The organism is Kitasatospora sp. NPDC088391 (assembly GCF_044753345.1).
In the GTDB taxonomy this organism is placed as follows: Bacteria; Actinomycetota; Actinomycetes; order Streptomycetales; family Streptomycetaceae; genus Kitasatospora.
On sequence record NZ_JBIVNB010000001.1, the window covers coordinates 590,427 to 612,763 of the forward strand.

The window sequence follows — 22,337 nt, forward strand, 5'->3', positions numbered from 1 at the left end:
ACACCCACCGCCGAGGGACGGCGCGGTCGACCTCCGAACTGCCGTGGCGCGAGCGGACGCACCGGCGCTTCCGGTGCGCCGACACCCGCGTCACGACGCCGCCCCGCCACCGTCCCGTTCACCGGCGAGCTACGCCGGTTCTCGGGCCCCGGGTTCCCCGTCCGCCGTCAGGCCGTCCGCCGTCAGGCCGATCGCCAGCAGGCAGGTGTCGTCGAACGGGTTGGGGGCGTCGAGGCGGCGGAGCAGGTGGTCGAGCAGGCCCTCCAGCCCGGGGGCGCGGTAGTCGGCGCAGGCGCGCAGCAGGCGGTCGACGCCCGTGCCGAGGTCGGTGCCGCGGCGTTCGACCAGGCCGTCGGTGTAGAGCAGCAGCCGGTCGCCGGGGGCGAGGTGCTGTTCGGCGGTGGTGTAGCGGGCCCGGGGAGCGACGCCCAGGACGATGCCGGGGGGCGGTTCGAGGGGGCGGACGGTTCCGGCGTGCAGCAGGACGGGCGGCAGGTGGCCGGCCCGGGCCCAGACGAGTCGGCCGGTGCGGGGTTCCAGCCGGGCGACGGCGACGCTGGCGAGGTGGTCGACCCGCTGGTGGCAGAGCAGCCGGTTCAGCCGGTCGAGGACCCGGTCGGGCGGGGCACCGTCGTAGGCGATCCCCCGCAGGGCGTACCGGAGTTGGGACATCGCGGCGGCGGCCGGCAAGCCGTGCCCGGAGACGTCGCCGACGGCCAGCAGGAGGGTGCCGTCGGGGAGGTCGAGCAGCTCGTACCAGTCGCCGCCGACCTTGCTCTCCCGTTCGGCGGGAAGGTAGCGGAAAGCGCTTTCCACTCCCCTGACGGGGCGTCCGCCGGGCGCGTTCATCAGGGCTTCCTGGAGGGAGCGGACGATCCGCTGCTCGTCGCCGGTGCGGCGGCGCTGGTCGGCGAGGCGGCCCCGGGTGTCGCTGAGGGCCTGCTCGGCGCGCCGCCACGGAGTGACGTCCTGGACGACGCCGCCGACCGCGAGCAGGCGGCCGTCCGCGGCGACGGTCGCCTCGCCGAGGACGCGCAGGCTGCGGTAGCCGTCGGCGGCCCGGACCGCGAAGTCGACGGTGGCCGGGGTCCGGCCGGCCAGCAGTTCGTCCGCGGCGGCCCGGACGGCGGCCCGGTCGGCGGGGGCGACGGCGGCGAGCGCGGCGCGCGGGTCGATCCGTCCGGCGCCGCCGGAGGTACCGGCACTGCCCGGCGCACCGATGCCGCCGGAGGAGTCGGTGCCGCCGAAGGAGTCGGTGCCGCCGGAGGAGCTGGTGCCGCCGGGCGCGCCGAACAGGGCCGGAACGTCGGCCGAGCAGGACAGTTCGCGTTCGCCGGGCCGCCACTCCCAGGTGCCGATCCGGGCCAGCCGGGCGGCCTGCGAGACCTGGGCGAGCTGCCGGTCCTGGTCGTCGTGGGCCCGCCAGGTGAGCAGCAGGCCGTCCTGGAACGGGGTCGCGCAGACCGTCATCGCGCTGGCCCGGGCGCTGCCGCCGACGGTCTCCACGTGCTGCTGCGCGGCCTCGCCCCGGTAGGGGACGGCCTCGGCCGCGGCGGCGCGCAGCAGGTCGAAGACGCCGGAGGAGACCATGCCCGGGTACAGCTCGGACAGCCGCCGTCCGCGCAGGTCGGCGGCGTCCCGGTCGGCCAGGTCGACGGTGGCGGCGTTGGCGTGCTCGACCAGCAGGTCGGCGACCGCGCCCCCGGGCCCCCGGATGGCGCGGAGCACCAGCACCGGGTCCAGCAGCCCGTCCAGCGCGGCCCGGAACCAGGGCGTGCCGGCCGGGTCGAGCGCCTCCGCGAGCACCTCCGCGAGCGGCGCGGGGGCGGGGGCGGTCCCGGACCGAGCGCCGGTCGGATCGTCGGGCGGGGCGGACGTCAGCCGCAGCAGCGCGTCGGCCGCGAGGTCGGCGAGCGCGGCCAGGTGCGCCTCGACGGCCGGGCCGGGTCGGTGGCGTCGGAACCAGCCGATCTTCAGCGCGCCGAGGAGCCGGCTGCCGGTCCGCATCGGCAGGGCGCAGACGGCCGTCCCCGGCACCAGGTCGTCGCCGCCGAGGTCGGGGTAGCGGGCGGCGAACTTCGTGCGGTCCTCGACCCAGACCGGCCGCCCGGTGCGGACCGCCTCGGTCATCGGCAGGCCGGTCTGCGGCGGGATGCGCTGCCACTGACTGAACCGACGGGCCGTCACCCCGTGCGCGCCGACCAGCCGCAGCGCCCCGTCGGGTTCGCGCACGGCCAGGGCCAGCGCCTGCGCGCCGAGCGGGGCGAGGGCCGCCCGGTACAGGCGTTCGGCCAGTTCGTCGGGCCCGGCGGCGGTGGCGAGCGCGGCGGCGGCCAGGTGGAACCTGGTGGCGAGCGCGGCCTCGTCGTCCTCCGCCCCCTCCCCCGTACTCGGCCGGGCGTCCGGCCCGACACCTGGCGCACGCTCCGCCGCGGTGCCGTCCGGCTCCGCCTCCGGGGCGCCGGACGCGGGAGCGCCGCTCTCCCGAAGGCCGGGGTCGTGGCCGGAGCCGACTCCCGCCCCGGGGCCGTCCTCCGCGACGGGGCGGGCGGCCGGGCGCGGGGCGGCCGCAGCGACCAGGTCGGCGGCGAGCTGCGCGAGCTTGCGGTTCTCCTGCTGGGAGCGGCGGCCGAGTTCCCGGAACGCCTCCTCGGGGGTGCAGCCGAGGCGCTCCACCAGGACGCCCTTGGCCTGTTCGATCACGGCGCGGGTCCGCATCGCGATGCGCAGGCCCTCCAGCTCGGTGCGCATCCGGTCGACGGTGGCCTCCAGCGCAGCCCGCTCGTCCGCGTGCCCGTCCTCCACCGTGCCCTCATCTCCGTTCCGTCCGCCCTTGACCCTTGCCCAGCTTCAGACTATTCCGGCCGATTGACCGATATACATATTTCATGGTGGTTTACCGATATTCATGACCGGTCAGACGCGCCCCGACAGGGAATCCGCCACTCCTGCGGGGAGCCACCATGAACCAGCCGAGCGAACCGTCCACGCGAAGCGGCGCCGACACCGACACCCGCGCCGGCGCGGGCGCGGGCGCCGAAGACCTGGCCGGGCTCACCGTCGCCTTCCTGGCCGCCCCCGAGGGCACCGAGCAGGTGGAGCTGACCTCGCCCTGGCAGACCGTCCTCGACCACGGTGGAGCCCCGCGACTGGTCTCCACCGAGCCGGGGCAGATCCGCGCCTTCCACCACCTCGACCGGGCCGACCCGTTCATGGTGGACGCGACGGTCCCGACCGTCTCGGCGAACGACTTCGACGCGCTGATCCTGCCCGGCGGCGTCGCCAATCCGGACTTCCTGCGCACCGCCCCGGACGCGGTGGCCTTCGTCAAGGGGTTCTTCGAGGCGGGCAAGCCGGTCGCGGTGATCTGCCACGGCCCGTGGACGCTGATCGAAGCGGACGTGGTGCGCGACCGCACCCTCACCTCCTGGCCGAGCCTGCGCACCGACCTGGCGAACGCGGGCGCGGAGTGGGTCGACCGCAAGGTGGTGGTCTGCTCGAACGGTCCCAACGTCCTGGTCTCCAGCCGCAAGCCGGACGACCTGCCCGCCTTCGACCGCGCCCTGGTGCACGCCTTCGCGGGCCGCCGGGCGGACACCGCCTGACCCTCCGTACCTGAACAGCCGTCAGACCGCAGAGCGTGCCGGAAAGCGCTTTCCCATCCGGCCCTCGGCCTTGCAGGTCCGGTCGGCCGTCACGACGGACCGGGCGACCACGGGGGCGCGGACGGCGACACCACCGGCGGCCGCGGGTAGGAGCAGCCCGGCGGAAGCGCCTCCTCGCCCTGCGCCACCCAGTAGGTGTCGGGCGTGGTCGGGCACGGCAGCGGAGACGGCCGGGTCATCGCACAGCCCGCAGCGGCCGCCCGGTCGAGGCGACGGTACTCCCACCAGTCGGTCGGGCACCGGAAGGCCGAGCCCGTCGGGGCCGGTTCCTGCTGGATGCGCGTGCATCCGCCGGTCGGGTAGTTGGAGTTGTCGCAGCGGTACTCGCTGGGCGGCGAGAGCAGGGCCCACACTACGATCCCGCCGAACAGCAGCACCATCACGGCCAGTCCCGCCCAGAAGTCCTGCGGGCCGAATCGCCGGCCGGAACCCCCCGCGCCCATCCCGCCCCCGCTCCCCGGACTCCGCACTCCCCCGGAGGGGATACCCGCCCCGCCCCCGCCGTACGCCGCGCCCGCCACTCCGCGCCGCCCGCGACGGCTTCATCCCGGCACCCCGTACCGGCCGTCGGCCGTCAACAGGTGGCTGTCAGTCGGTGGCCGTCAGTCGGTGGCCAGGGGACAGGCGTAGCCGTACGGGTGGCCCAGGCCCTCCGGGTACGGCTCCAGGAAGCGGGCGACCGCCCCGTGCACCGCCACCCGCAGCCCGCCCTCCCCCAGGTAGACGGCCAGGCCCTCCGGGGTGGTCTCCTCGGAGCGGTACACCACCACCGTCGACTGCGGGGCGTGCGCCCCCGGCCGCCCGGGGACGGCGATCCGGTATGCGTGCACACTCTCCATGGCGGCCACGACTCCACCTCGGCCCTGTTCGTCGTCCACCGCGCATACCCGGGGGCCGCTCCCCCAATCGGCCCCGGCGCCACTCCGGTCCGGGCCGGGCACGCCCGCTTTTTGACGATACGTCAACTTCCACGAACGGTGACGGGTTGGCGCCCCTGCGCCTTCCGTTGCGCCCCCGGATCGGGAGGGGTGGCCGTCCGGTCCACCACGCCCGGCTCAGCGGTCGGCGCGGCCGCGGGTCTCGTCGGCCTCGTCGGCCTCGTCGCGGAGCCGGGTTCGGGTGCGCATCAGGATGCGGCCGAGCATGTTCTTCCCGGTGCCGGTCCGGCCGCGGCCCCAGTAGTGGTCGGTGCCGGTGTCCTCGACGATCTCCCGGTCGCCGGTGGACAGCAGGATCGCGCGGATGTCCGCGTGCGCGCGGAACTTGGCGGCCACCGCGCGGCGCATCGCGTCGTCCTTGACCCGCTCCCAGTCCCGCCGCAACGGCCGGGCCGGGTCGCGGCCCAACTCGGCGGCGCGCAACGGCGTCCGGGCCCTGCGGACCTGCTCGGCGTGGCGGGTGCCGAGGAACTTCTGAGCCTGGAAGTAGTGCTCGGAGGTTGGCCACAACTGCCCGTCCAACTCGAACCCGTGGGCGGAGAAGTTGGAGAAGCAGCCGTAGGGGGCCTCGTCCTCGCCGTAGAAGTAAATCGTCATTCCAGCCTCGCCGCCTGTCCGGGAACCCGCACCGTCCCAGCCACCGGGCCGACCCCGCAACCGGTTTCGCCCAGCACCTCGCACGCCGTCCCGAACGCCGTCCCGCCCACCAGGTCCACCGGGCCCGCCCTGCGTCGCCCGGCGCCGCCCGGCAACCGCCGTCCCCTCTGCTCGCGGGGCGGGCGAACAACTAGGATGAGGGCCCGTCGCGAGTGGTCCACCTGTGCACGCACCGAGCGTGGGCACGGGGTGAGAGGTGAGGTGCGCCGTGCCCGAGTCCGAACCCGAAGCCGGGGCGTCCACGCTCGCGGCGAAGCTGGACCGGCTCTTCGACGTGGTCCGCCGCCCCGACCGGGAGCAGTACAGCCACGAGGAGGTGGCCCGGGCCTGCCGGGAGGCGACCGGCGAGAGCTTCTCGGCGACGTACGTCTGGCAGTTGCGGACCGGCCGCCGGGACAACCCGACGAAGCGTCACCTGGAGGCGCTGGCGCAGTTCTTCCAGGTCCCGCCGGTGTACTTCTTCGACGACCGGCAGAGCGCCCGGATCACCGAGGAGCTGGCGCTGCTCGGGGCGCTGCGCAACGCGGGGGTGCGCGAGGTGGCGCTGCGCGCGGTGACGCTGTCGCCCGAAGGTCTGGGCACGATCAGCGACATGATCGAGGCGATCGCCCGCCGCGAGGCCGGCAGCAGGTGACGCGGCGTCGCCCGCCGGGTGGATTCCCAGCGGGTGGCCGCGTCCGTAGTATCACCTCCCGGTCGACAGCCAGGGGGCGAATCGTGGGGTATCCGGGTGGGGTCGAGCAGGCGCTGCTGTGGCAGCGATGTCGCGGGGTCGCGGAGTCGATACCGCTCCCCGAGCCGTTCGGCATAACGGAGTTGACCCGGGCGCTCGCCCTGCGGCGCGGCCGGCCGATCGAACTGGTGCCGCTCTCCGGGCCGGACCACTCGCCGTGCGGGGTGCTGATCAGCACCGACCGGGCCGACTACATCGGCTACCCGGCCGACACCACGGCGCTGCACCAGCAGCACATCGTGCTGCACGAGATCGGGCACCTGCTCTGCGGCCACACCGGGAACGCCGGAAGCCCCGGGAGCACCGGTGGCGCCGGGTGCTCGGAGGGTGCCGGGCTGAGCGGAACCGTGGCCCAGGTGCTGACCCCGGGGCTGTCGGAGGAACTGGTGCGCCGGGTGCTCGGCCGGTCCGGGTACACGGAGCGGCAGGAGCAGGAGGCGGAACTCGTCGCCTCGCTCGCCCTGCAGCGCGCGGTGCACCGCCCGCGCTCGACGGCGGTGGGGCAACTGGCCGACCAGGTGGGCCGGTTGCGCCACCTGTTCGGTCGGCCGTTACGGCTCGGCGCGGCCCGCCGTGGGTGACGGGGTGGTCTCGGCGCTCTGCTGGTCCGCCGCCTCGGTCGCGCTGCTGGGCACGCTCTGGAAGGTCCTGCTGGACCACGGGCGCCGCTCGGACCGGGCGCTGCGCTACGGCTACGCCTGCGGGGCGCTGATCGGGGCGGGGATGCTCGCCAGCGCTCCCGGCACGGCCGCGGCGCTGTCCGGGGGGTTTCCCGATCCGGCCCATCTGACCCTGTTGGCCGACCAGTTGAAGACCGCGGCGGCCGGGGCGCTGGCCATGATGGCGCTCTCCACCCGGCCCGCCGGGGCGGCGCGGCGCGCCCTGCGGCGGCAGGCCGTCCTGACGACCGCCGCCGTCGCGCTGGGGGTCGCCGTCTTCACCGCCGCCGCGCCGGTCCGGTCGGGGTCGGCGCTGGGCGTCGCGGAGGCGGGGCGGCCGGTGCTGGGGGTGTACATCGTGCTGTTCGCCCTGCACGCCGCGTGGTGCCTGACGGTGTTCGGCGTGCTGATCGGACGCTGTGCGCGCTGCCTGCCGCCGGGGGTGCTGCGGCTGGGCCTGCGGCTGATGACGCTCGGCGCGCTGGCGGGCCTGCTGTGGACGGCGGACAACCTGCGCGACCTGGCGGACGTGCTCGGCACGGGCCGGGAGAACGGCGCGGAGAGCGCGGTCTCCGCGGTGGCGGCGGCGTTCTGCGTCACGCTGGGGCTGGCGGGTGCGACGGCGGCGGCCTGGGCCGACTGGGGCGGACGGCTGCGGGCCCGGCGCGACCACCGTCGGCTCGGCCCGCTCTGGTCGGCGCTCCGGACCGCCCTGCCGGAGATCGAACTCGTTGCCCCGGACGGGCAGTTCGCGGACGGGCCGGGTCGGCGCGGCGAGGACGCCCGGTTCGCGCTGTACCGGCGGATCATCGAGATCCGGGACGGCCAGTTGGCGCTCCGGCCGCACCTGCATCCGGCGGTGGCACTCTGGGTCGGCGAGGCCGTCGGCGGCCCCGACGCCGTCCGCTCGCTGGGGCCGCTCTGCGCGCCCGGGCTGCTCCGCTCCCCCGGTTCCGTCGGCCCCGTCCGCGCGGTCGGGACGGAGCGGCTGGCGGCCACGGTCGAGGCCGCGGCCATCGCCGCCGCGTTGGAGGCGGCGACGGCCGGGCAGCGTTTCGCCGCCGGCCCGGGCGCCCGGTGCGGGCCGCACCCGGTGGCGGCCGGAGTGCCCGAGGAGACCGCGTGGCTGGTCAAAGTGGCTGCGGCGTACGCGGGTTCACCGGCGGTGGCGCACGTCCGCCGCCGGGTCCGCGCGGAGCTGGGGCCGCCGGGCCCCGGACCGGGTCAGGTGGCCCCCGGGCCGGGTCAGGCCCCGGCCAACTCCGGCATCAGCGCGTAGACCTGTTCGGCGGCGTCCGGGTCGGCCGCCAGGCAGGCGAGCAGGTCCTGCCGGGCGGTGTCGGCCCGGTCCAGGCCGATCAGGCAACGGGCCCGCTGCAGGCGGGCGTCCATGTCCTCGACGGCGTCGAGCACCTCGTCGAGGAGCGGCAGCGCCTCCCCGTAGCGTCCGGCGTCGTGGTGGACCACGGCCAGGTTGAACCGCATGCCGGGGTCGTCGGAGAGTTCGACGGCGCGGGCCAGGTCGGTGCCCGCACCGTCCAGGTCGCCCTCCTGGTACCGGAGTTCACCGCGCAGGGCCCAGGCCTGGGCGTAGCCGGGGTCGACGGCGAGGGCGGCGTCCCAGGCTGCGGCGGCTGCGGCGGCCTCGCCCTCGGCGGCCAGCAACTGGCCCTTGAGGGAGAGGAGTTGCGCACTGTCGGGGGCGGCGTCGAGGCCGGCCAGGATCTCGGCCCGGGCGGCGGGGTACCGGCCCGACTCGATCAGCAGGGCGGCCCGGTTGAGCCGGGCGTCGGCGAACCCCGGGTCGAGTTGGAGGACGTAGCCGAAGTCGGCGGCGGCGGCCTCGGCGTCGCCCATCTCGGCCAGCACGTCGGCCCGGTTGAAGTACGCCTCGGGGAACGGCGGCGAGAGCCGGATCGCCCGGTCGTAGTCGGCCAACGCCCGTTCGGGGTCGCCCAGTTCGCGCCAGAGCATGCCCCGGTCGAAGTAGTACTCGGCGTAGTTGGGGTCGCACTCGATCACGGCCGTGTAGTCGGCCACCGCCTCGGCCTGCCGACCGAGGCCCGCGTACACCTGGGCGCGGTTGTAGCGCAGCACGGACCGGTGCAGGGTGTGCTCGTGGTCCTCCAGGGTCTCGTCCAGCCGGGCGATGCAGGCGTCCAGCAGGGACAGCGCCTCGTCCAGGCGGCCCTGGTGCACCTCGATCAGGGCGAGGCCGTTGCGGTTGAACACCACCCGGGCCTCCCGCTCCTTCGGCTCGGGGTGCCACTTGGCGAAGGCGATGGCCTGGTTGACCCAGCTGCGGGCCAACTGGTGGTCGCGCCGGTCGGCCTCGAAGTGCCGGGTGTGCAGCATCGCCGTGGCGTAGGCGGCCTGCATGTGGACCTCGGGCGAGCTGCTGAGCGCCCGCGCCTCGTCGTACAGCGGCAGCGCCTCGTCGGCGAGGCCCAGGGCGGCGTACGAGGTGGTCATCTTGGTGGTGAAGGCCCACCAGTGGTCCGGGTGGCTCTCGTGGGTGACCAGGCGGCGGCCGCGCTCGCCGAGGTCGAGGACGGCGTGGTAGTAGCCGAGGTCCATGCAGTGGTCGAGGGCGTGGCGCAGGACGTCGGCCCCGGCGCCGGACGGGTCGCTGCCGTGCTCCGCGTGCCAGGCGATCGCGCCCAGCCGCAGCGAGGACTCGCCGGCCGTCTCCAGCTCGGCCCGCCGCAGGTCGTGCAGCCGGGCCCGCTCGTCGGACGGCAGGGCCAGGTACGCGGCGAGCAGCTCCGGGCGGTCGCCGACGCCGTCGCGGTCGATGTGCTCCCGGCCGGACACGGCCCCGTCGGCGGCTCCCGCCTCGGCGGTGGCGGCACCGGCGGCCTCGACGTACTCGGCGCACCGGGTGGCGAGGGCGGTCGGGAGGTCCTCGCCGCCGAGGCCGACCGGGCGCTGCGGCGGCTCGCCGCCGGTGGTGACGACCACGGTGAGCAGGGCGGGGTCGATGCGGCGCAGCAGGACGGCGAGGAACTCGGCGTCGGTGGGGTCGGCCCGGTGGGCGTCGTCGACGATCAGCGTGCGCGGGCCGGGGTCGAGGACGCGCAGGTACGCCTCCAGGAACTCGACCAGGCCGTGGGCGATCCGCAGGGTGCGCAGCGCGGAGTAGAAGCGGGTGCGTTCCTTCGGCACCGCCAGGGAGGTCAGGGTCTCCCGGGTGGCGGGCACCAGGTCGCGCAACTCCGGTGTGGTGGAGAGGATTTCGATGTCGTGACCGGCGACGGTCTCGGGGCAGCGGGCGAGCGCGTCCGGGACGACCGCCCGCAGGATCGAGCCGACCGCGGTGTAGGGGCCGCGCAGCCTGCGGTCGGCGTTCACCGCGACGAGCAGCGGCGGCAGGTCGAGCCGCTCGCGGGCGTCGGCGCGGGCGACCGGCCCGGCGGTGCGGACCCAGTGGTGGCGGTGCTCGGCCATGACACAGCTGCCTTTCGTGCGGTGGCGCGGGAGGAGGCGGGGCGGGGGCTGGAGGCGCGGGGGCTGGAGGCGGGCGGGGGTCAGGCCGTCCGGGCGGCCCGGCGCTCGCGGGCGGCGAGCACGAGCACGGCGGCGGTCTGCGCGAGGCTGAGCAGCATCAGGGCGAGCGAGTCGAGCCGGCCGGCCAGCGAGGCCTGGCCGGTCAGGCGCAGCCACATGTCGTGCAGCATCCGGTAGGCCGTCGGCACGACGACCCCGGCGAACATGGTGAGGGTGAACGCGTAGCCGGCCAGCATCAGCCAGGCGTACCAGCGGGCGGTCCGCCGGTCGACCGGGTGGTGGGCGGAGAGGTCCAGCGGGCTCCGGCCGGTGGCCCGGCGGAGGGCGTTGCGCAGGACGTCGGTCGCGGCGGCGTGCAGGTCCACGCAGCCCAGGACGGTGCTGAGCAGGACGTAGAGGTCGGTCCGCAGGTAGAAGAACCCCTGCCAGGCGAGGCGCAGCACCGTGGCGTAGGCCATCGCGAGGCAGAGTTCGGCGACCAGCGCGCTGCCGGACCGGGTCGCGTCGGCGACCAGGGTGAGGACGGCGATCACCAGGGTGTCGGCGAGCATGCCGGCCATGATCGGCAGGTAGCGCTTGCGGCGCGGGACGCCGACCAGTCCGTCGAGGGAGGTCTCCAGGACCAGGTAGACCAGGCGGCGGCCGACGGAGAGCCGGGAGCGCAGGCCGAGCCGGCGGCCGGCCAGGGCGTGGAAGGCTTCGTGCAGGGCGAGCAGCGGGACCTGGCCGACGAACAGCATCAGCACCACGAGGGTGTAGGACGAGCTGAAGAACAGGTTGTCGACCCGGGGGACGAGGGCGGGCACCCGGATCATCTCGGCCGCCGCGAGGGCGGTCAGGAGGGCGTAGCCGACGAGGGCGGGCGGGCTGAAGACCAGTCGGCCGAGCCGCTGCCAGCGCACCGGCGCGGACTGCCCGGCGGCCTCGGACTCCCCGGTGGGGCGCACCAGTTCGAGGTCCACGAGGACGTCGACCAGGTCGGCGATGTCGACGCTCTCGCCGTGCGCGTCCTGGTACCGGGCGGCGGCCTCGCGGGGCGTGAGGCCCTCGGCGAGCATCCGGACCAGTTCGGCGCCGTCGGCGGGGAAGACGGCGTAGGTGTCGGTCTCCGGGCTGCCGATGGTGACCTCGTCGGCCTCCGGCAGGTAGACGAGCCGACGGAGCGTCAGCGGCCGGTCCAGGTCGAGGCCCGGGCCGGGGGCGGCGCTGCTGTCCGTGGCGGAGTGCACGGCTCCTCCTGCGTGAGGTCGGCGGCTGATCGGGCGGAGCGGTGCCGGGTGGAGCCGTCCCCGGGCGGAACTACCGGGTGGAGCGGCCCCGGGCGGAGCGGTGCCGGCCGGACCTCACGGCCGACCGGCACCGGGCCCCCCGATCCGGGGGGGATGGATCAGTTCTGCACCACGCAGGACCACGGCAGGTACAGCGCACGGGCCGCGCTGGTCAGGCGAACCGGGCCGGCCTTGCGGACGACGATCTTCTTCATCGCACACACCTCCTTCGGTAGCTGTTCCTCGGCGACGCCATTAGCTGAGATGAATGCCGATCGGCTCAGTATTCACACCAGCGGTGACGACGAGCCAAGAGTGATGAACGTGTGGTGACCGTGTCAAGAGAGGCGGAAGCTCTCAGCCCGGGTCGGCTCACGCCTTCCAGAAGGAAGCGCAGGCCACCGGCCATGCCGTCCCGCCGAGCACTTCGAGGCCAATGAATAAACTGAAAAATCCGTGAGTCTTTCTGTCCATCCATCCTGGTTCACCATCATCCCGAACCGGCCGGGCCGACAGCATTTCCTTCCTTGACAAAAAAATTTGTCGGTGTGACTCTGGAGGCGTGCTGGACGTAGCAGTGATCGAAGACGCCGCAGCGGCCGAGGCCTCGCTGGACCCGATGCGAGCCGGCCTCCTCGCCGCCCTGGCCGAGCCCGGCTCGGCCGCCATGCTGGCCTCCCGCCTGGGCCTGCCGAGGCAGAAGGTCAACTACCACCTGAAGGAGTTGGAGCGGCACGGCCTGGTGGAACTGGTCGAGGAGCGCCGCAAGGGCAACGTGACGGAGCGGGTCTACCGGGCCACGGCGCAGTCGTACGTGATCTCGCCGACCGCACTGTCCGCGGTCAGCCCCGATCCGGCGCGCTCGCCGGACCAGCTCTCGGCCCGCTGGCTGCTGGCCCTCGGCTCCCGCCTGGTCCAGGAGGTCGGCACGATGCTGACGGGCGCGGCCCGGGCGGGCCAACGGGTGGCCTCGTTCGGGATCGACGCCCAGGTGCGGTTCGCCTCGGCGGCCGACCGGGCCGCGTTCGCCGAGGAGTTGGCGCAGGCGGTCACCGCCCTGGTGGCCCGCTACCACGACGAGTCCGCGCCGCAGGGCCGGACCCACCGCCTGGTGGTCGGCCTGCACCAGGTACCGACCGCCCCCGCCGGTCCCCCCGGCCCGCCCGACGCGTCCCAGCCCCCCTCCCCCTCCCCCTCATCCGCGCCGACCCAGGAGAACTGACCGTGCCTCACCCCTTCGAGCTGGAATTCGAGTTGGCGCTGCCCGCCGACCCGGAGCAGGTGTGGGAGGCGATCGCCACCGGCCCCGGCATCGACTCGTGGTTCATGGGCCGCAACGCGGTGGAGCCCCGGGTCGGCGGGACGGCCTCGATGGAGACCGGCGGCCACCTGGAGACCTCGACGGTCACGGCGTACGAGCCCGGCAAGCGCTTCGCCTTCCGGACGGACCCGGCCCCCGACGGCCGCTTCATGGCCTTCGAGTACCTGATCGAGGGCCGCGACGGCGGGAGCACGGTGCTGCGGGCGGTGCACAGCGGCATGCTCGGCGACGACTGGCAGGACGAGTACGACGCGCTGCGCAGCGGCTGGCCGTTCCACCTGCACACGCTGCGCGAGTACGTGACGCACTTCGCGGGCCGCCGGGGCGTTCCGGTGTTCGCCGTGCAGCCGGTGCCCGGGCGTCCCGCGGGCGAGGTCCGGGCGGCGCTGACGGCCGCGCTCGGCCTGCCCGCCGACCCGCCCGCCGGGGCCCGGGTGCGCGCCGACCTTGCCGGACTCCCGCCGTTGGACGGCGAGTTGGTGTGGTCCGACGGCGAGCGCTACGAAGTCCGCACCGCCGACGGGCTGTTCACCTTCCTGCACCCGCCGGGCGTGGTGCTGCTGTTCCACCACCTGTTCGACGACCTGTCCGCTGCCCCGACCGACGACCCGACCGACGACCGGGCCGGCGCCACCGAAACGGCCTGGCAGCGCTGGCTGTCCGACCTGCTCGCCGCCTGAACTCCCTTCCCCGCCCTTTCACTTCACCAGCTCGACGCCGCCACCGCACAGAACGAGGTACCAGAGATGCGCACGTTGATCAGCACCGCCTTCGTCTCCCTCGACGGCGTGATGGAGGCGCCGGGTGGCGAGCCGGGCTACCGGAACGCGGGCTGGACGTTCAAGGACATCGAGTTCGTCCCGGAGGCTTTCGAACTCAAGGGGCAGGAGCAGGAGGAGGCCGGGGCGATGCTGCTGGGCCGGGTCAGCTACGCGGCGTTCAGCCAGGTGTGGCCGGGCATGGCGGAGTTCGCCCGCTACAAGGAGCTGCCCAAGTACGTGGTGTCGACCACGCTCGGCGAGGACGGCCTGGTCTCCGACTGGGGGCCGACCACGATCCTGCGCTCGCTGGACGAGGTGGCGGCGCTGAAGCAGACCGAGGGCGGACCGATCCTCGTGCACGGCAGCGTGGAGCTGAACCACGCGCTGTCCGACGCGGGCCTGATCGACCGCTACCACCTGCTGGTGTTCCCGCTGCTGCTGGGCGCGGGCAAGCGCCTGTTCAGCGGCACCGACAAGGACACCCAGCACCTGAAGCTGGTGGAGTCGGCCGTCTACGCGAACGGCATCCAGAAGAACGTCTTCGACGTCGTCCGCTGACACCCGCCCCGCCCCGCCGGACGCCACCGCGAGCGCCACCGCGGACGCCGCCGCCCGGCCGACCTGTCGCACGTACAGGGCTCGGCCGGGCGGCGGCGTCCGCGGCACCGGCGTCAGTACGGGTACCGGTACCGGCGCCGGCACCGCTGCCGACGGACCGTCAGGGGGTGCGGGCCAGTTCGGGCCGGGCCGCGACGGGGGTGACGGTCACCGCCAGGCCGCGGCGGCGGTGCTGCTCGGCCCAGGCGGTCAGGGCCTGTCGGCAGGCGGCGTCGAGGTGGGTGAGCGCGGAGAGGTCGAGCTCCACGGGGCCGGTGGGCGAGACCTCCTCCAACCGGTCGACCAGGGTGGGGAGTTTGAGGAAGGTCGCGTTGCCGTGCACCCGGACCACGGTGGCCTCGGGGGTCTGCTCGACGTGCAGGCGGATGTGCGTGACGTCCCAGGCTGTCTTGGCGAGCGCGGCGACCAGGCCGATGACCACGCCCTCCAGCAGGTTGGTGGTGACGATGCCGACGGTGGTGGCGAGCAGCACCAGCGCCTCGGACCGGTCCGCGCGCCACAGCCGCAGGCGTTCGCGGGGCGCGACGAGCTTGGCCCCGGCGTGCACCAGCAGACCGGCCAGCGCGGCCAGCGGGACCAGTTCGAGCAGGCCGGGCAGCGCGAGGGTGAACAGCAGCAGCCACAGCCCGTGCAGGACGCGGGACGCCTTGGTGCGGGCCCCGGCCTGGACGTTGGCGGCGCTGCGGACGATCACGGCGGTCATCGGGAGCGCGCCGAGCGCGCCCGCGACGGTGTTGCCGACGCCCTGCGCGACGAGTTCGCGGTTGTAGGAGGTGCGCGGCCCGGCGTGCATGTGGTCGACGGCGGAGGCGCTGAACAGGCTCTCGGCGGAGGCGATCAGCGCGAACGCCAGGATCGCGCCCCAGATCTCGACCCGGCCGAGCAGCCCGAACTGCTCGGCGCCGGGCGGCTGCAGGGCCCCGAGCAGGCCGCCGACGCCGACCGTCGGCACGGGCAGGTGCAGCAGCCGGACGGCGGCCGCGGCGAGCACCACGGCGACCAGCGGGCCGGGCAGCAGGGCGAGGCGGCGCGGCGCGCGCTTCCACAGCGCCAGGACGGCGATCACGCCCGCGCCGACCGCGAACGAGGCCGCGCCGGGGCCGGTTCCGAGCGCGCGGACGGCGGCGGCGGGCAGCCCGGCCAGGTCGGCAAGCGCTTTCCCGTTGGCTTTCCGGGCCAGCAGCACGTACGCCTGGGAGGCGATCAGGACGATCCCGATGCCGGCGAGCATCCCCTCCACGACGGCGGAGGAGACGGCGCGGAACCAGCGGCCGAGCCGCAGCACGCCGAGGAGGATCTGCAGCAGGCCGGCCACCAGCACGATGACGCCCAGCGCGGGCAGGCCGTAGGTGGTGACGGCGGAGTGGACCAGCACGGTCAGGCCGGCGGCGGGGCCGCTGACCTGCAGGCTGCTGCCGGGCAGGGCGCCGGCGACCAGGCCGCCGACGATGCCGGTGACCAGGCCGAGTTCGGCGGGTGCGCCGGAGGCGACGGAGACGCCGACGCAGAGCGGCACGGCGACCAGGAAGACGGTGATCGAGGCGGGCAGGTCGGTGCGCAGCGCGCTGCGCAGCGCGGTGGTGTTCCAGGGCATGGCGGGTCCTCGGACTCGTCGTGACGGGGACTTCCGTGGGTTCCGGGCAGGCAGCAGCCCGGTGCGGCGCCCGGTACCGCCGTCCGGCGCCGCTCGCGTCCTGTGGACGGTGCGTCGGGTTCGGGCGGTCCGGCGTCCGGCGGAGCGCGGGCGCTCCGGGGATCGGGTTCCGACAGGGGTCGGAGGTCGGCGCTCGGAGGCGGTGGGCGTTCAGGCCCCGGCGAGCGGACGGGCGGGCGACGGGCGGGCGGGGACGTGGCTCAGCAGCGGAACACCTGGAGGTCGGCGGGGCCGCGCGGTCCGGCCGCCGGACAGGAGCCGCCGGGCGAACCGGCCGGAGCCGCCGGGCGGACGGCCGGCCCGAACCGGCGCACCGCCGGACGGATGGGGCACCGGTCGTTCCCGCGGGGCTGCGGGGTGGCGGTGGCGGCGGGGCAGACCCGCCGCCCGCGCACCGCGGCGACGTGCTCCTCCTCCGCGACGCCGCCCCCGGCCCCACCGCCGCCGCCCGGGCGCCCGGAACCGCGACCGCCGACGGGAGTACCGCCGGGGCCTTCCGGGTGTTCCGGGCCTTCGCCGTGGCCACCCGGAGTGACCGGGGCCGGGGCGGGAAGGGTCGGGGAGCCCGTCGGCGCGAGGCCGTGGACGGTCGCGGAAGCGGCCGTCGCGCCCCGCGAGCCCGGCCCCGGCACTCCGACGGCCTGGCCGGGGGTGGGGCCGACGAGCAGCAAGGACAGCAGCAGGCCGAGCAGCAGCGTGACGCGGCGCATGCCCAACCTCCCCCGGCCGCAGCGGAACTGACGTCGTGTCATCGTATCCGGGCCGTCACGTCGGGTGTGTTGCCGACAGGTGTACGCAGCGTTATCGGCCAGCTTTTGTCCAGTTCCCGGCCGCGCGCGCACCGCGCACGGGGCATGCCCGGACCGACTCGCCGACCCGCCCGGCGCCCACCGCGCCCCCGGCGCCCGTCCCGCTGCCGTCCCGCCGTCCCGCCACTTCCAAGGTAGCGCGCGGCGGGGGGCTTGCCGCAAGGACCCGGGGGTGCAGCAGAATGTCCGCTCGGTACGGGGATGGACGAGAAGTCCGATTGGCCTGACAGATACGGAAAACCGACGGAAAATCACTTGCCGGGCGGTACGGGAGAGTTGATGATCGACGTGATCGTGGTCGGCGGCGGGCCGACGGGGTTGATGCTGGCGTGCGAGCTGCGGCTGCACGGGGTGGAGGTGGTGGTTCTCGAACGGCTGACGGCACCCACTGGGGAGTCCCGGGGGCAGGGCCTGCACGCGCGCAGCGTGGAGGTGATGGATCAGCGCGGGCTGCTGGAGCGGTTCCGGGCGGTGAGTCGGGAGTTCCGGGTCGGCGGGCTGTTCGCGGGTGTCGCGAAGGAGTGGCCGGCGGGGATGGACACCGCGCACCCGTACGGGCTGGCCACGCCGCAGCCGGTGACGGAGCAGTTGCTGCTGGAGCGGGCCGGGGAGTTGGGCGCGGAGGTCCTGCGCGGCTGCGAGGTGGTGGGCCTGGCCCAGGACGAGGAGGGCGCGGAGGTCGAACTGGCGGACGGCTCGCGGCTGCGGGCGCGCTGGGTGGTGGGGTGCGACGGCGGGCGCAGCACGGTGCGCAAGCTGGCGGGCGTGGCCTTCCCGGGCGAGCCGGCGACGGCGGAGACGTTGCTGGGGCAGTTGGCGGCGACGGAGGCTCCGGAGCGGATCGCCGAGGTGGTGGCGGAGGTCCGGCGGACGGAGCTGCGGTTCGGGCTGCATCCGGAGGGCGACGGCGTGTACCGGGTGATCGTTCCGGCGGAGGGGGTGTCGGAGGACCGGGCGGCGCCGACGCTGGAGGAGTTCCGGGCCCGGCTGCGGGCGGTGGCGGGCACCGATTTCGGGGTGCACTCGCCGCGCTGGCTGTCGCGGTTCGGTGATGCGACGCGCCAGGCGGAGCGCTACCGGGTCGGCCGGGTGCTGCTGGCGGGCGATGCGGCGCACATCCATCCGCCGACGGGCGGCCAGGGCCTGAACCTCGGGGTGCAGGACGCGTTCAACCTGGGGTGGAAGCTGGCGGCCGAGGTGGCGGGGTGGGCCCCGGCGGGGCTGCTGGACAGCTACCAGGCGGAGCGCCACCCGGTGGGGGCGGCGGTGCTGGCCAACACCCGGGCACAGTTCACCCTGCTCGGGACGTCGCCGGGCGCGGTGGCGCTGCGCGAGCTGTTCGCCCGGCTGATGGAGTTCCCGGACGTCAACCGCCACATCACCGGCATGATCACGGCGGTGGACGTGCGCTACGACTTCGGCCCCGGCCCGGAGTTGCTCGGGCGCCGCCTGCGCGACCTGCCGCTCGGGCCGGTCCCCGGCGCGCCGGACGGCTCCCGGCTGTACGAGCGCCTGCACGCGGGGCGCGGCCTGCTGCTGGACCGGACGGGCAAGCTCTCCGCCGAGGGGTGGACGGACCGGGTCGACGTCCTGCACGCCGACGTCCCGGAGTTGGACGCCCCGGCGGTGCTGCTCCGCCCGGACGGCCACGTCGCCTGGCTGGGCGAGGACGCGGCGGAGGCGGCCACCGCCCTGGAGCGCTGGTTCGGCGCTCCCGCCCCCGCTCCCGCCCGACGCCTGACGCCTGACGCCTGACGCCTTCGCCGGGAGATTTTGCCGAACGGTCGACCAACGGGCGGCGCGCGGTGGGTAGCGTCCTCGGCCATGAGCCCGATCAACGTGTTCGAGACGGCGGCCGAGTTGCCGCAGACCTGGCGTTCCCGACTGCTGGGGCGGTTCGGTGACGCCCGGCTGAAGGTGCTGCGGATGGACGAGCTGCCGGTGGTGGAGGAGGCGCACGCCGAGGCCGAGGCGCTGCTGGTGCTGGACGGCAGGCTGGAACTGGTGGTGGCCGGCGAGCCGGTGACGGTGCGTCGGGGGGAGCTGTACGTGGTCCCGGCGGGGGTGCCGCACGCGGTGGCGGCGGGGAGCGGCGGCACCCTGCTCCTCGTCACCACGGAGGACTGACCGCCCCGCCGCCCCACCGCCCACCGCCCGCGACCGCGACCGCGACCGCCGCGGGAAGCGCCGGAACCGGAACCCGGAACTCCCGCCCCCGGTGCGGGCGTTCCGGTGACCGTGAAGGGGCCTGGGGCCCGCCGACCTTACGGGGAGCCGGAGTTGAGCGACAGCGTGAAGAGCGTCAAGCACAGCGAGGTCGAGGTGAACGGGGTGCGGCTGCACCTGGCCGAGCAGGGCGAGGGGCCGCTGGTCCTGCTGCTGCACGGCTTCCCGGAGAGCTGGTACTCGTGGCGGCACCAGTTCGGTCCGCTGGCCGAGGCCGGGTACCGGGTGGTCGCGCCGGACCAGCGCGGCTACGCCCGCAGTGCGCAGCCGGCGGCGGTCGACGCGTACACCCTGCTGCACCTGGTGGGTGACGTGACGGCGCTGATCGGGGCGCTGGGCGCGGAGCGGGCGGTGGTGGTCGGGCACGACTGGGGCGCACCCGTCGCCTGGACGACGGCGGCGCTGCGGCCGGACCTGGTGCGCGGGGTGGCGGGGCTGAGCGTGCCGCCGCTGCCGGTGGGCGGGCCGCCGCCGCTGCAGGCCCTGCGGGAGTCGTTCGGGGAGGGCTTCTACCAGGTCTACTTCCAGGAACCGGGCCGGGCGGACGCCGAGTTGGCGGCCGACGTGCGGTCCAGCCTGCGGCGCATCCTGTCCGGCAGGCAGCCCGACGGCGTGCCGCGGCCGTGGGTGGTCCCCGCGGGCGGGCGGCTGATCGACACCCTCCCCGAGCCCGAGCGGCTGCCGGACTGGCTGACCGAGGAGGACCTCGACGCGTTCGCCGCCGACTACGCCCGGCACGGGGAGCGCGCGTTCACGGGCGGCCTCAACTGGTACCGCAACCTGAACCGGAACGCCGAACTGCTGGCGCCTTTCACCGGCCGGACGGTCGAGGTCCCGGCGCTGTACGTGGCGGGCGAGCAGGACCTGGTGCACGCGATGCTCCCGCCCGGGGCGCTGTCCCACCTGCTGGGCCGGCTGCCCCGGCTGCACGACCACGTCCGCCTCCCCGACACCGGCCACTGGACGCAGCAGGAGCGCCCGGCCGAGGTGAACGCGGCCCTGCTGGACTTCCTGGCCCGGCTCGACGACTGAACCGCCCCGGCGCCAGGCCGGCGGCCTGCCGTCAGGTCGGTGACCCGGCGTCAGACCGGTGGCCCGGGGGGCAGGTCGGCGACCCGGCGGAGCAACGGGGCGTCACCCTTCGGAGTGGATCGATCACTTTGGGTGCGAGAACGCGGTAAGCGGACGGGCCGGTGGGACTCATCTCCTTCGAACCGGTGAGCAGCCGGTCCCGTTCGCGCCACCCCGCCGGGGTGCGCCCGTCCCGGAAGGGGACACGTCCATGACGGTCGTTCCGCTCGACCCCGCCTCGCCCGCCTCGCACGCCGTCGGCATCGACTTCGACCAGACCCTGGTCGCGCACGACGACGGCTGGCAGGACGGCCGGATCTACGGCAAGCCGATCCCGGGGGCGATGGAGTCGCTGCACGCGCTCAACAAGGTCCGGTCGGTGTTCATCATGACGGCCCGTCCGCGCTGCTACCACCCGGCGGTGGCCGGGTGGCTGCGCGAGCACTCGGGCCTGGAGACGCTGGTCGACGAGGACCCGGAGCGCGCGTACTGGCAGGGCGATTCGCTGCTGGTGACGAACAAGAAGCTGGGCGCGGCGGTGTACATCGACGACCGGGCGATCCGCTTCACCGGCGACTGGATCTCCGCCCTGGCCCAGGCCCGGCACGCCATCGGCCTGCCACCCGCGGCCGGACGCCCGGTCTGCCCTTCCCCGGCGGCCGGCCCGGCGCTCGCCCCGCAGACCGATTTCGCGCGCCGCTTCCCCGACCGCTGCTGACCCGCATCCGCCCCGCCGCCGGGGCCGACCCGCCAGCGGGGTGCGTCCCGGCGGCGGGGTGCGTCCCGGCGGCGGGGAGGGGGTGGGCCAGACTACTGAGGGACCGCCAGCCCGGCGGACCGGTCACGGAAGGAACCCCTGTTGTCCCCGCCCTCCCCCTCCGCCTCCGCCTCTCCCCCACCGCCGTCCGCGGCCGCGAGCGACCTCCCGGACAGCGACCCGCTGGTGCTGGCGCTGTTCGGGCTGACGGTGGTGAGCGGGGTCGTCGACGCCGTCAGCTACCTCGGGCTCGGGCACGTGTTCGCCGCCAACATGACGGGCAACGTGGTCGTGGTCGGGTTCGCGCTGGCGGGCGCGCCCGGCTTCTCGGTGCTCGGGTCGGTCGTCTCGCTGGCCGCGTTCCTGCTGGGCGCGGCGCTGGCCGGACGGCTCTGCCCGGGGCGGCTGCGGACGGCCCTGGTGGTGGAGGTCGTCCTGCACCTGGCGGCGGCGGGCACGGTGTTCGCGGCGGGCACCGCGGGCGACGTCCAGTACACCGTGATCGGGCTGCTGGCCCTGGCGATGGGCATCCGCAACGCGACCGTCCGCAGCCTGGGCGTCCCGGACCTGACCACCACCGTGCTGACCATGACGCTCACCGGCCTGGCCGCCGACGCCGCCGCGCCCGGCCCCCGTTCGCCGCGCCTGCGCCGCCGCCTCCTGTCGGCCCTCACCATGCTGGCGGGCGTCGTCCCGGGCGCGGTCCTGGTCCTGCACGGCCAGGCCGCCTGGGCCCTGGTCGCGGCGGCCGCCCTCACCGCCGCCGCCCTCGCCGTCCACCGCGGGGCCTGAACCGACGGCCCGTCAGTGCGGGTGCGGGGCGAGCACGCAGAACTCGTGCCCCTCGGGGTCGGCGAGCACCGTCCACGGGACGTCGCCCTGCCCGAGGTCGAGGTCGACGGCCCCGAGCGCCCGCAGCCGTGCCGCCTCGGCCGCCCGCACGTCCCCCGCCCCCGCCCCTGCCCCCGCCGGGAGCAGGTCGAGGTGGACGCGGTCAGGCGCGGTCGGCGCCCCGGCCGGGCGCGGGACGCGCAGGAACTCCAGGTAGGGGCCGGTACCGGCGGCGGAGCGCAGCGCGGCGAAGTCACCGGTCACCCGGTGCACCGTCCAGCCGGTGGCCGCACCCCAGAACCGGGCCATCACCCGGGGGTCCTCGCAGTCGACCACGACGGCGGCGACCGGCCCGGTGTCGCGGTAGACGTCCCGGGGTTCCAGCACACAGAACTCGTTGCCCTCCGGGTCGGCGAGCACCGTCCACGGCACCTCGCCCTGCCCGACGTCGACCGGGGTGGCGCCCGACTCCCGCAGCCGGTCGACCAGTTCGGCCCGGTGCCCGGCCGAGGTGGTGGCCAGGTCGAGGTGGGTCCGGTTCTTGACGGCCGTCTTCATCCCCGGCACGGGCACCACGTCGATGCCCAACATCTCCGGGTCCGGCCAGACCGGCCCGCCCTCCGGCCCCACATAGGTGGTCGCCCCGGCGGGGTATGCCCGCCACCCCAGGGCCCCCGCCCAGAACCGGCCGACCGCCGCATGGTCGCGCGCCTTGATGTTCAGGTGAGCGGGTCGCAGAGCCATACCCGCGATCCTAGAACCCGCCCCGCCCGCGCCGCCCGCCCCACCGTCGCGCTCCACGGCGAACCGGCATGTTCCCGGCGGGTCGGCGGCCGCTTCCGCTCCACCTGCTGACACCCCG

At 75.3% G+C, this 22,337-nt stretch carries 21 protein-coding genes; 12 read left to right on the forward strand and 9 right to left on the reverse strand.

Going from position 1 to position 22,337, the window contains the following annotated elements; translation table 11 throughout:
- Positions 1-129: 129 nt before the first annotated feature.
- On the reverse strand, positions 130-2,805 hold the full coding sequence (locus ACIQBJ_RS02505) for a SpoIIE family protein phosphatase (protein WP_400702158.1): 2,676 nt from the start codon (positions 2,803-2,805) through the stop codon (positions 130-132).
- A gap of 158 nt (positions 2,806-2,963) precedes the next feature.
- Here ACIQBJ_RS02505 and ACIQBJ_RS02510 point away from each other — a divergent pair, with 158 nt between their 5' ends.
- Positions 2,964-3,605, forward strand: a complete 642-nt coding sequence (locus ACIQBJ_RS02510; RefSeq protein WP_400702161.1) for a type 1 glutamine amidotransferase domain-containing protein — start codon at positions 2,964-2,966, stop codon at positions 3,603-3,605.
- 89 nt (positions 3,606-3,694) lie between these two features.
- On the opposite strand, the gene ACIQBJ_RS02515 is transcribed toward ACIQBJ_RS02510, so the two are convergent.
- The 3 genes from ACIQBJ_RS02515 to ACIQBJ_RS02525 form a co-directional block, all read right to left on the reverse strand.
- A complete protein-coding gene (locus ACIQBJ_RS02515; protein WP_400702164.1) occupies positions 3,695-4,108 on the reverse strand; it encodes a hypothetical protein in 414 nt (137 codons plus the stop codon).
- A gap of 159 nt (positions 4,109-4,267) precedes the next feature.
- The gene (locus ACIQBJ_RS02520) at positions 4,268-4,504 is read right to left on the reverse strand and encodes a DUF6296 family protein (protein ID WP_400702167.1); all 237 of its coding nucleotides are present in this window, start codon (positions 4,502-4,504) and stop codon (positions 4,268-4,270) included.
- 216 nt (positions 4,505-4,720) lie between these two features.
- Complete coding sequence (locus tag ACIQBJ_RS02525; protein ID WP_400702170.1) at positions 4,721-5,200, reverse strand: NADAR family protein; 480 nt, start codon at positions 5,198-5,200, stop codon at positions 4,721-4,723.
- A 268-nt stretch (positions 5,201-5,468) separates the two neighbouring features.
- On the opposite strand from ACIQBJ_RS02525, the gene ACIQBJ_RS02530 reads away from it, so the two are divergent.
- The 3 genes from ACIQBJ_RS02530 to ACIQBJ_RS02540 all read left to right on the forward strand — a co-directional run bounded on the left by ACIQBJ_RS02530 (position 5,469) and on the right by ACIQBJ_RS02540 (position 7,931).
- Complete coding sequence (locus ACIQBJ_RS02530; protein WP_400702173.1) at positions 5,469-5,894, forward strand: XRE family transcriptional regulator; 426 nt, start codon at positions 5,469-5,471, stop codon at positions 5,892-5,894.
- An 83-nt stretch (positions 5,895-5,977) separates the two neighbouring features.
- Positions 5,978-6,574 (forward strand): ParH-like protein, encoded by a 597-nt coding sequence (locus ACIQBJ_RS02535; protein WP_400702176.1) that lies wholly within the window; start codon positions 5,978-5,980, stop codon positions 6,572-6,574.
- On the forward strand, positions 6,567-7,931 hold the full coding sequence (locus ACIQBJ_RS02540; RefSeq protein ID WP_400702179.1) for an MAB_1171c family putative transporter: 1,365 nt from the start codon (positions 6,567-6,569) through the stop codon (positions 7,929-7,931). The genes ACIQBJ_RS02535 and ACIQBJ_RS02540 overlap by 8 nt, the downstream gene beginning before the upstream one ends.
- Here the strand turns inward: ACIQBJ_RS02540 and ACIQBJ_RS02545 are convergent.
- Entirely contained in the window at positions 7,898-10,099 is a 2,202-nt protein-coding gene (locus tag ACIQBJ_RS02545) for a tetratricopeptide repeat protein (RefSeq protein ID WP_400702182.1), read from the reverse strand. The genes ACIQBJ_RS02540 and ACIQBJ_RS02545 overlap by 34 nt on opposite strands.
- An 80-nt stretch (positions 10,100-10,179) precedes the next feature.
- Entirely contained in the window at positions 10,180-11,388 is a 1,209-nt protein-coding gene (locus ACIQBJ_RS02550) for a hypothetical protein (protein WP_400702185.1), read from the reverse strand.
- A 601-nt stretch (positions 11,389-11,989) separates the two neighbouring features.
- Between ACIQBJ_RS02550 and ACIQBJ_RS02555 the strand changes: the two genes are divergently transcribed.
- From ACIQBJ_RS02555 to ACIQBJ_RS02565, 3 genes are all read left to right on the forward strand, one after another.
- A complete protein-coding gene (locus tag ACIQBJ_RS02555; RefSeq protein WP_400702188.1) occupies positions 11,990-12,649 on the forward strand; it encodes an ArsR/SmtB family transcription factor in 660 nt (219 codons plus the stop codon).
- A gap of 2 nt (positions 12,650-12,651) precedes the next feature.
- A complete protein-coding gene (locus ACIQBJ_RS02560) occupies positions 12,652-13,428 on the forward strand; it encodes an SRPBCC domain-containing protein (protein ID WP_400702191.1) in 777 nt (258 codons plus the stop codon).
- A 66-nt stretch (positions 13,429-13,494) separates the two neighbouring features.
- Positions 13,495-14,067 (forward strand): dihydrofolate reductase family protein, encoded by a 573-nt coding sequence (locus tag ACIQBJ_RS02565; RefSeq protein WP_400702194.1) that lies wholly within the window; start codon positions 13,495-13,497, stop codon positions 14,065-14,067.
- A 160-nt stretch (positions 14,068-14,227) separates the two neighbouring features.
- Here the strand turns inward: ACIQBJ_RS02565 and ACIQBJ_RS02570 are convergent, their stop codons facing one another.
- On the reverse strand, positions 14,228-15,721 hold the full coding sequence (locus ACIQBJ_RS02570; protein WP_400702197.1) for a SulP family inorganic anion transporter: 1,494 nt from the start codon (positions 15,719-15,721) through the stop codon (positions 14,228-14,230).
- Positions 15,722-15,981: 260 nt separating this feature from the next.
- A complete protein-coding gene (locus ACIQBJ_RS02575; protein ID WP_400702200.1) occupies positions 15,982-16,491 on the reverse strand; it encodes a hypothetical protein in 510 nt (169 codons plus the stop codon).
- Positions 16,492-16,869: 378 nt separating this feature from the next.
- Between ACIQBJ_RS02575 and ACIQBJ_RS02580 the strand changes: the two genes are divergently transcribed.
- The 5 genes from ACIQBJ_RS02580 (at position 16,870) to ACIQBJ_RS02600 (ending at position 21,436) form a co-directional block, all read left to right on the forward strand.
- Positions 16,870-18,345: an FAD-dependent monooxygenase gene (locus ACIQBJ_RS02580; RefSeq protein WP_400702203.1), complete on the forward strand. Its 1,476-nt coding sequence runs from the start codon at positions 16,870-16,872 to the stop codon at positions 18,343-18,345.
- A gap of 69 nt (positions 18,346-18,414) precedes the next feature.
- On the forward strand, positions 18,415-18,717 hold the full coding sequence (locus ACIQBJ_RS02585) for a cupin domain-containing protein (RefSeq protein WP_400702206.1): 303 nt from the start codon (positions 18,415-18,417) through the stop codon (positions 18,715-18,717).
- 153 nt (positions 18,718-18,870) lie between these two features.
- A complete protein-coding gene (locus ACIQBJ_RS02590) occupies positions 18,871-19,848 on the forward strand; it encodes an alpha/beta fold hydrolase (protein ID WP_400702209.1) in 978 nt (325 codons plus the stop codon).
- Positions 19,849-20,098: 250 nt separating this feature from the next.
- A complete protein-coding gene (locus tag ACIQBJ_RS02595) occupies positions 20,099-20,605 on the forward strand; it encodes a hypothetical protein (RefSeq protein WP_400702212.1) in 507 nt (168 codons plus the stop codon).
- A 141-nt stretch (positions 20,606-20,746) separates the two neighbouring features.
- On the forward strand, positions 20,747-21,436 hold the full coding sequence (locus ACIQBJ_RS02600; RefSeq protein WP_400702215.1) for a YoaK family protein: 690 nt from the start codon (positions 20,747-20,749) through the stop codon (positions 21,434-21,436).
- A gap of 12 nt (positions 21,437-21,448) precedes the next feature.
- Here ACIQBJ_RS02600 and ACIQBJ_RS02605 read toward each other — a convergent pair whose 3' ends face one another.
- Complete coding sequence (locus ACIQBJ_RS02605; RefSeq protein ID WP_400702217.1) at positions 21,449-22,219, reverse strand: VOC family protein; 771 nt, start codon at positions 22,217-22,219, stop codon at positions 21,449-21,451.
- Between the last annotated feature and the right edge of the window lie 118 nt (positions 22,220-22,337).

Excerpts from the sequence above, each read along its gene's own strand:
- ACIQBJ_RS02510 (WP_400702161.1), top strand. The coding sequence starts at position 2,964 with ATGAACCAGCCGAGCGAACCGTCCACGCGAAGCGGCGCCGACACCGAC.
- ACIQBJ_RS02520 (WP_400702167.1), bottom strand. The coding sequence starts at position 4,504 with ATGGAGAGTGTGCACGCATACCGGATCGCCGTCCCCGGGCGGCCGGGG.
- ACIQBJ_RS02515 (WP_400702164.1), bottom strand. The coding sequence starts at position 4,108 with ATGGGCGCGGGGGGTTCCGGCCGGCGATTCGGCCCGCAGGACTTCTGG.
- ACIQBJ_RS02525 (WP_400702170.1), bottom strand. The coding sequence starts at position 5,200 with ATGACGATTTACTTCTACGGCGAGGACGAGGCCCCCTACGGCTGCTTC.
- ACIQBJ_RS02585 (WP_400702206.1), top strand. The coding sequence starts at position 18,415 with ATGAGCCCGATCAACGTGTTCGAGACGGCGGCCGAGTTGCCGCAGACC.
- ACIQBJ_RS02565 (WP_400702194.1), top strand. The coding sequence starts at position 13,495 with ATGCGCACGTTGATCAGCACCGCCTTCGTCTCCCTCGACGGCGTGATG.
- ACIQBJ_RS02580 (WP_400702203.1), top strand. The coding sequence starts at position 16,870 with ATGATCGACGTGATCGTGGTCGGCGGCGGGCCGACGGGGTTGATGCTG.
- ACIQBJ_RS02545 (WP_400702182.1), bottom strand. The coding sequence starts at position 10,099 with ATGGCCGAGCACCGCCACCACTGGGTCCGCACCGCCGGGCCGGTCGCC.
- ACIQBJ_RS02570 (WP_400702197.1), bottom strand. The coding sequence starts at position 15,721 with ATGCCCTGGAACACCACCGCGCTGCGCAGCGCGCTGCGCACCGACCTG.
- ACIQBJ_RS02595 (WP_400702212.1), top strand. The coding sequence starts at position 20,099 with ATGACGGTCGTTCCGCTCGACCCCGCCTCGCCCGCCTCGCACGCCGTC.
- ACIQBJ_RS02605 (WP_400702217.1), bottom strand. The coding sequence starts at position 22,219 with ATGGCTCTGCGACCCGCTCACCTGAACATCAAGGCGCGCGACCATGCG.
- ACIQBJ_RS02575 (WP_400702200.1), bottom strand. The coding sequence starts at position 16,491 with ATGCGCCGCGTCACGCTGCTGCTCGGCCTGCTGCTGTCCTTGCTGCTC.